Origin of the sequence: Rickettsia endosymbiont of Culicoides newsteadi, assembly GCF_002259525.1 — a bacterium.
GTDB lineage: Bacteria > Pseudomonadota > Alphaproteobacteria > Rickettsiales > Rickettsiaceae > Tisiphia.
Genome location: NZ_MWZE01000052.1, coordinates 1 through 8,547, shown reverse-complemented (window position 1 = coordinate 8,547; position 8,547 = coordinate 1). Strand labels below are relative to the sequence as shown.

Below are 8,547 nucleotides of genomic sequence, written 5' to 3'. Positions count from 1 at the left end.
TGAGTAAAGAATAGTAACAATAAAGAGAACGAAAGTTAAAGAGTTAATGAATAAGTATTCTGAATAAAATCCGTAATTATGTCGAGGCTCTAGAAGCCGTGGGAATGAGAGGTAACTCAAGGATATTTATAAGAATGCAGAAACCATTATGGCACTCGATGCCGAATATATGACCGCTTCCTTTGTGGCTCTATTTTTTTATTTTCTTTCTTGACAAATTCACTCGTCCATATATGACAAATTAGATGTGGGAATGACAGGGTAAAAACGTCATTGAGAGGAGTGCTAAAGCACGACTAAGCAATCCATTAAGTGTGGATTGCCGCGACCACTATGTGGTCTCGCAATGACAGATAAAGCTACCCAATTCCCCTGAATTGACTATATTACTTCACTAATTCATCTAGTTTACCTGCTTTTTCAAGTTCATAAAGAGCGTCGCACCCACCAATATGCTTACTATTAATGAATATTTGTGGTAATGTACGTTGTCCACTAGCTTTATGCTGTAGTTCTAATCTTTGCCTCTCATTATAATTATCTACGATTATTTCCTCGTAAGATATATTTTTTTGATTAAGTAGCTTTTTGGCCTTAGTGCAATAGGGGCAATGTGTTAATGTATAAATAATGACCGTGACAAATATGTTTTTCATAAAAGTTATCCTATTTAATTGGTTATAAAACTATTATCTACATATAATAACAAACTAGCAAGTTACAAATTAATGATAAATAATTTTTCGATAGTATCTAAATATAGTCCAGCTGGCGATCAGCCAAAAGCAATTAATGAAATCATTAAGGGGCTTGAATCGGGATTGCCTTCACAAATACTTTTTGGCATTACTGGTTCCGGTAAAACCTTTACTATGGCAAATATTATTGAGAGAACCGGTCGACCTTCACTTATTATGGCTCATAATAAAACGTTAGCTGCCCAAATTTATTCAGAAATGAAGGCAATTTTTCCAAATAATGCCGTTGAATATTTTGTATCATATTATGATTATTTCCAACCCGAAGCATATATTGCAAAAACCGATACTTATATAGAAAAAGATTCTTCGATAAATGAACAGATAGATTTATTAAGACACTCTGCTACTAGGTCTCTTTTAGAACGTAGGGATGTAATTGTTGTATCTTCTGTTTCTTGTATTTATGGTCTTGGTTCACCGGGTCTTTATTATCAGATGACTATAAGCCTTAAGTCTGGGGAAATTTATGCTAGAGATAAATTGCTCAGTGACCTAGTAAGCTTACAATATAAGCGTAATGATGTGGGATTTGAGCGTGGTACGTTTAGGGTAAAAGGTGATAATATTGATATATTCCCAGTACATTATAACGATAAAGCTTGGCGATTATCATTTTTTGATAATAAACTGGAATATATCAGCGAATTTGATCCGCTTACAGGTGAAAAATTAGCTAAATTGGAGCAAGCTGTGATTTATGCTAAATCGCACTTTGTAACACCTAAAGAAGTAGTACAAAACGCCATATCACAAATTGAAGAGGAGTTACAACGACGTTTAGAATTTCTTAATACACATGGTAAGTTAGTAGAAGCTCAAAGGTTAAATCAACGTACTCAATATGATATGGAAATGATGATGGAGACTGGCAGTTGTAAAGGTATTGAAAATTATTCTCGGTTTCTAACTGGTAAAGCAAATGGACAGCCACCACCAACCCTATTTGAATATTTACCTAAAGATGCTTTATTATTTGTTGATGAAAGTCACGTATCTGTTCCACAAATTAGAGCAATGTATAATGGTGATAGGGCTAGAAAAACCGTACTAGTGGAACATGGGTTTCGTCTTCCGTCAGCCTTAGATAATAGACCATTAAAATTTGAGGAATGGCAAGATTTTAGACCTCAAACGGTTTTTGTTTCAGCTACACCGGGATCTTTTGAATCGGACGAAACAGCAGGGGTTATGGTTGAGCAAATCATCAGACCCACAGGATTACTTGACCCAGAATGTATTATAAAACCAGCAACTAACCAAGTTGAAGATTTGCTAAGCGAAATTCAATCGACAATAAATAAAGGATTTCGTATCTTAGCGATAACATTAACTAAAAAAATGTCAGAAGATTTAACAAATTATCTCCAAGAACTAGGGTATAAAGTATCATATTTGCACTCTAATATTCATACTCTTGAGCGTATTGAAATCATCAAAGATTTACGCCAAGGTACTATAGATATTATTGTTGGTGTTAATCTATTACGAGAAGGTTTAGATATTCCGGAATGTGGACTTGTTGCCATACTCGATGCTGATAAAGAAGGCTTTTTACGCTCGGAAGTTTCGTTAATTCAAACTATTGGTAGAGCTGCAAGGAATAGTCAAGGAAGGGTAATACTCTATGCAGATCGTATTACCAGCTCTATTGACAAGGCAGTAAGCGAGACATATAGGAGAAGAAAAATTCAAGAAGAATATAATAGACAGCATTCTATAATACCCCAAACAATTAATAATCATATCCATGCACTAATTAAATTAGAAAAACTGGATAGTAAGTTAGGTAATAAAAAACAAGCTCATATATTATTGGATAATCCAGTAAAATTAAAAGCTCATATCAATAAATTAAAAAAAGAAATGTACTCAAAAGCTAGTAATTTGGAATTTGAACAGGCAGCAAAAATACGAGATCAAATTAATACGCTAGAAGAAGCCGCTTTAGAGCTAACTTAGTTTACTCACCTTATGCATAAACCCCACAACTGTTGAAAGTTAGAAGGTAAAGAGGGTTTTAGATAGGTTTTCTGTCATTGCGAGACCACTACGTGGTCGTGGCAATCCACATTCATTAGATTGCTTCGTCGCTACTAAAGTAGCTTCTCGCAATGACGCCAAGCTATTTTCTATATGACTTTTATTTAAATGTCATGCGTAAGGTGAGTTAGTTTAAAGTACCTCTCTATAATGTGATGAGTTAGGGGATGAAAAATAAGCAATATTAGACCTCTTGCATAACCTAAAGATAATTGAGGAATTTTTAGGAAAAACGAAGTCGAGTACCGCAGCGTACTAAGATGTACGTGAGGAACGGAGACGAGTTTTGACAACAAAATTACCAATTAGATTAGGTTATGCAAGAGGTCTATTATAAAAATAATGAAAACAGCTATTAGTGGAGCAAAAAAATCTGTTATATTTATAGATATAGCCGAGAATTTGACATAACTTGGTGAGTATTCACGATTATCATAAATAAAAGGTAACTTATATGTATAAAATTAATCCGGTACACCCTGGCGAAATACTTAAGACTGAATTCCTGGAACCTTTTGGTATTTCGGCTTATAGATTAGCTAAAGATATTGAAGTCCCAATTAATAGAATAACAGAGATTGTAAACAAACAAAGAAATATTAGTACTGAAACTGCTCTGTTATTGGCAAAGTATTTCAGCTTATCAGATAGTTTTTGGATTAGGATACAGTCAAGATATGATGAGGCAGTTACTAAGGAAAAAATATTTAACCATCTTGCCTCTATTCATCCTTTAGTTACCATGGGGAAAAGGCATCATATACTCTAATAGGTGGTTTGAATTAGATTATTTGACATAAAGCAAGGAATTGCATACTATACCGCCATTATAATGTCTTTGGAGAAAGCATGTCATCAAATCGGTTATATTTATTTCGAGATACGCGTTTTTTGCCTATCTTCATAGTACAATTTTGTGGTTGTATGAATGATAATATACTAAAGAATGCGTTAATTATATTAATTACCTATAAACTATCTAGTCAATTGGTGGAATCAGCCCAATTACTTGTACTCGCTGCTAATACTATCTTTGTATTACCTTTTGTAATATTTGCAAGTATTGCAGGGCAAGTAGCTGATAGATATGAGCGATCAACTTTAGTTAAAATCATTAAGTTATTTGAACTAATCATAGTGCTTTTTGCTACTTATGGATTTTTTGATAATAGTTTAGTAATACTGTTTTTATCTATATTGTTTATGGGTATACACTCGACATTTTTTGGACCAATCAAATATAGTGTTTTGCCAGATCATTTATACCGAAATGAGTTGTTGGGAGCTAATGGATTCGTTGAGGCGGGAACATTTATTTCCATTTTAGTTGGTACTATTATTGGAGGATACTACACTATAAGTGGCAATTTAATAATCACTATTCTGATAATGATTGCGGTAATTGGCGTTATTGCTAGTTATTTTATGCCAAAATCAAATAATTCTAATTGTGAAATTAAAATAAAATTAAATTTATTTCGCGAAAATATAGAAATGATTAAATATGCCAAATCTAAAAAGCAAGTATATTTAGCAATTCTTGGCATATCTTGGTTTTGGTTTATCAGTGCGGCAATACTTGCCCAAATTCCAGCTCTTGCTAAAAATACTTTTGGAGCAGATGAAAATGTTGCTAATTTGTTTCTTGCGACATTTTCAATTGGAGTAGGGGTTGGTTCTTTTTGGTGTAGTAAGATTTTGGGGAATGAAATTACCACGAAATATGTTTTTGTTTCAGCGATTGGTGTCAGTATATTTGGTATTGATTTATTTTTTGCCAGTCGAATTAGTGCAGTTCATTATGAACCGGAGCAATTAAAGAGTATATTTGTCTTTTTATCTAAAAAGCATAATTGGCGGATTATTATAGATTTATTTTTTATAGCTGCTATTGCGGGGTTATATATTGTTCCGCTTTTTGCAGTATTACAATATCTTAGCTCCTCAGCTCATCGTAGTAGAATAATTGCTATAAATAATTTTGCTAATGCTGTGTTTATGGCTGGGTCTACTGCAATACTTTCGTTGTTATTCTATTGGGAATATTCGATACCATCGGTTATATTATTTATTAGCATACTTAACATAGTGGTAGCTTATTATATTTATCAATTAATTCCTGAAGTAAAAATAGTACCTTTTGCTGTTAACCGAGCTATTTTAAAATTTATTTTTGATTGCATGTACAGAGTGGAAGTAAAAGGTATTGAAAATTTTTATAAAGCTGGCAAAAGATCAGTAGTTATCGCCAATCATATTTCATATCTTGATCCTGCATTACTGGCAACTTATTTACCTGAAGAAATGACTTTTGCCATTAATACAAATATGGCTAAAGTGTGGTGGGTAAAACCATTTTTAACGATGGCAAAAACTCTACCAGTTGACCCCGCTAATGCAATGGCTATAAAGAGTTTGATTAGGGAAGTGCAAAAAGATAAAAAAGTTGCTATCTTTCCCGAAGGAAGAATAAGTATTACTGGTTCCTTAATGAAGATATATGAAGGACCTGGCATGATCGCTGAAAAAGCTGATGCAACAATTTTACCTGTAAGAATAGATGGTACACAATTTACTAATTTTTCCAAACTTAAAAATATACTAAAAACACGGATATTTCCTAAGGTTACTATCACTATTTTACCACCAGTAAAGTCTCCTGCTAATCAGAATATGGATAATAGGGAAAAGCGTAAATATATAGGTCAGGCTCTTTATGATATTATGACTGACATGATATTTGAAAGCTCTGATTACCAGAATACTATATTTCAGTCTCTCCTTGAAACAGCAAAAGCTTATGGTTTTAACAAAACAATAATACAAGATATTGATGATAAGTCTGTTACCTATCGTCAATTAATATTACAATCTTTTACTTTAGCAAATTTAATAAAACAGGATACAGAAGTAGCTGAATATATAGGTATTATGCTACCTAACATGGTTGAAACGATTGTTACTTTTTATGCTATGCAAGCCTGTTCCCGTCGACCGGTCATGATTGATTATATGAGTGATGTTAGCAATGTAGTGACCTCGTGCAAAACAACGTCAGTAAAAACCGTCTATACTTCAAAACAATTTGTTGAAAAAGCTGGGTTGCAAGAAATGTTGGCAAATATCTTAGAAGTTAATATAAAAGTCATTTATCTTGAAGATTTAACAACAAGAATTACTTTATATTTAAGAATTAAGGCTATGATAGCTAGCTTTTTCCCACAGAGTTATTATAGTAATATGTGTGCTAGTTATGATGACAATGATCCGTCGGTTGTAGTATTTACTTCAGGTACTTCAGCTTCCCCTAAGGCTGTAGTATTGTCGCATAGAAACCTACAAGCTAATAGATGCCAGGTTCTAGCTAAGTTACATTTTAGTCTAGATGATTTTGCCTTTATGGCTTTACCATTATTTCACTGTTTTGGTTTATCTGGCACAATAATGATGACGCTTAACGGTATACCAGCCTTTCTTTATCCTTCTCCTTTGCATTATCGGAGTGTTCCTGAGGTAATATATGACATCGGAGCAACAATTATATTTGGTACAGATGTATTTTTATACAATTACGCCACCTGTGCTCATCCTTATGATTTTTATTCTATAAGATACGTGTTTGCCAGTAGTGAGAAACTTAGGAAAGAAACAACGCAATTATGGCTCGATAAATTTGGTATAAGAATTTTTGAAGGATATGGGGCATCTGAAACAGCTCCAATAATAGCTTGTAATACTCCCATGCATTATCGTGGTGGAAGTGTAGGTCGTTTGATGCCCAAAATAGAATATTATATTAAACCAATTAACGGAATAGAAGAGGGAGGGCAATTATTTATTAAGGGACCAAATATCATGCTTGGCTATATGCACTCTAATAATCCTGGAGTTATTCATCCAACATCATCAGAAAATTTGGGTCTGGGCTGGTATGATACTGGGGATGTTGCAAAAATTGATAAAGATGGTTATCTTACCTTATTAGGTCGTGTTCAACAATTTGTTGCAATAGAAGAAGTAGTCTCGTTGGTATTAATAGAGGAATTGGCTAATATGATTGATGTTGATAGTAAAAATGTAGCTATTTGTTCTGATGATGGTATAGTCAATTCAGGGGAATTGGGTAGCAGGAGCGATGGAGCGACGCCTATAAGTAATAGGCGAGCGACGAGTGACGACGTTACCAACTTCTCATCAATTGACTATAATAAAGACAGACAAATTTTTCTCTTTACCACCAGTCAGATTATTAATAGGGAAAATTTTATAGAAATGATGGCTAAAAATTCGCTATATTCGAGACAAAATAATGAATTAACAAAATATTTGCCAGAGATTATCCATGTTAAAGAAATACCGATTCTACCAATAGGTAAAGTAAATTATCGGCAAATAACTAAAATGCTTGAAAATTATGGAAAAGCAACTAGAATGCTGGAATGAGGTAAGGAACCTATATTTAATAGAAAAGAATTATGCATAATGTTATTAGTAAAATATTATTGATTATCGTCGTTGTCCTAATAGCATTATTTGCTTATAAAACTATGAAAACTCCTAATGCTGTTTCTGCTACGGTTTCGATTAATGCTGCAGATCAGTACTCATTAGATAAAAAAGAAAACATAGAGAAAACTGAAAAAATTGTAAAAGAATATTTACTAAATAATCCTGAAATAATAATTCAGTCAATAGAAGGTCTTCAACGACGTAAAATGCAGGAAATGGAAATAAAAACTGGTGAATATATCAGAGATAATAAATCTGAAATAGAAAATTCTCCTACATCTCCAGTACTTGGTAATTCCAATGGGGATATAATCATTGCTGCTTTTTATGATTATAATTGCGGTTATTGTAAAAAAGGTAGTTATTTTATTAATCAGTTAATTAAATCAGATACGAGCGTTAAAGTCGTTTTGCAACTATATCCACTTCTTGGTGAGGCGTCTAATTATGCAGCAACTATTGCTTTAGCTGTTTATAAGACCACTCCTGATAAGTTTCAGGATATTCATAACGGTTTAATGGAGCTAAAACCTATCACCAAAGAATCTGTAGAAAAATTGCTTCTCGCAAATGATTTAAATATTGAAGTAATCACAGAAGAAATTAATAAGGGGGAGATACAAAAGCTTCTCGAGAAAAATGTTAAATTAGCAAAAGGTTTAAAAATACAGGGAGTTCCTGCCTATATTATTAATGGTAAATTAATTGCAGGAATGATGGATATGGAACAATTGCAAAGAATAATTGCCGATATAAAAAGCCAAAATAAATTATAATGGTATCTCCTAATTCAGGAGAGGTTGGTGACGTCGTTGCTCAATGCTCATAAGTGTCAGTTCTGGGTTTCCGTTGTCATTCCCGCTTCGGTGCGGAATCTAATACTACAGTTGTAGATTGAATGTGAGTGTTCACGGAAAAAAGGTTAAAGTATAAGATGTCATTGCGAGGAGGTTGCCAGACCGACGAAGCAATCCAGGAAAGTGATTAGAAATGGATTGCTTAGTTGACCTTACGGTCTCCTCGCAATGACGCTTGGTGATCAGGTTTTTTTATTCATCACAAAAAAATCGTGAATGCTCACATCTAAACTACAACTGTAGTACTAAGACCTCTGCTTACGCAGGGGTGACACCTAATTTTTTCGTCATTCCCGCTTCCCGTTGTCATATATGGACGAGTGAATTTGTCAAGAAAGAAAATAAAAAAATAGAGCCACAAAGGAAGCGGTCATATATTC

Annotated in this window: 5 protein-coding genes; 4 read left to right on the top strand and 1 reads right to left on the bottom strand. The window is 33.5% G+C overall.

The genetic code is table 11. The features are described 5' to 3' along the window. Positions 1 to 386: 386 nt before the first annotated feature. The gene (gene grxC, locus RiCNE_RS04510) at positions 387 to 656 is read right to left on the bottom strand and encodes a glutaredoxin 3 (protein WP_094649417.1); all 270 of its coding nucleotides are present in this window, start codon (positions 654 to 656) and stop codon (positions 387 to 389) included. 75 nt (positions 657 to 731) lie between these two features. Between grxC and uvrB the strand changes: the two genes are divergently transcribed. The 4 genes from uvrB to RiCNE_RS04490 all read left to right on the top strand — a co-directional run bounded on the left by uvrB (position 732) and on the right by RiCNE_RS04490 (position 8,086). Beyond that, on the top strand, positions 732 to 2,720 hold the full coding sequence (uvrB, locus tag RiCNE_RS04505) for an excinuclease ABC subunit UvrB (protein ID WP_094649418.1): 1,989 nt from the start codon (positions 732 to 734) through the stop codon (positions 2,718 to 2,720). Positions 2,721 to 3,255: 535 nt separating this feature from the next. After that, positions 3,256 to 3,570 (top strand): HigA family addiction module antitoxin, encoded by a 315-nt coding sequence (locus tag RiCNE_RS04500; RefSeq protein ID WP_094649416.1) that lies wholly within the window; start codon positions 3,256 to 3,258, stop codon positions 3,568 to 3,570. 80 nt (positions 3,571 to 3,650) lie between these two features. Next, entirely contained in the window at positions 3,651 to 7,244 is a 3,594-nt protein-coding gene (locus tag RiCNE_RS04495; protein ID WP_094649415.1) for an acyl-[ACP]--phospholipid O-acyltransferase, read from the top strand. Between the two features lie 32 nt (positions 7,245 to 7,276). Beyond that, entirely contained in the window at positions 7,277 to 8,086 is an 810-nt protein-coding gene (locus RiCNE_RS04490) for a DsbA family protein (RefSeq protein ID WP_094649414.1), read from the top strand. The last annotated feature ends 461 nt before the right edge of the window (positions 8,087 to 8,547 follow it).

Bases quoted from the DNA above. Each gene is read 5' to 3' on its own strand.
- grxC (WP_094649417.1), bottom strand. From the start codon at position 656: ATGAAAAACATATTTGTCACGGTCATTATTTATACATTAACACATTGC.
- RiCNE_RS04500 (WP_094649416.1), top strand. From the start codon at position 3,256: ATGTATAAAATTAATCCGGTACACCCTGGCGAAATACTTAAGACTGAA.
- RiCNE_RS04495 (WP_094649415.1), top strand. From the start codon at position 3,651: ATGTCATCAAATCGGTTATATTTATTTCGAGATACGCGTTTTTTGCCT.
- RiCNE_RS04490 (WP_094649414.1), top strand. From the start codon at position 7,277: ATGCATAATGTTATTAGTAAAATATTATTGATTATCGTCGTTGTCCTA.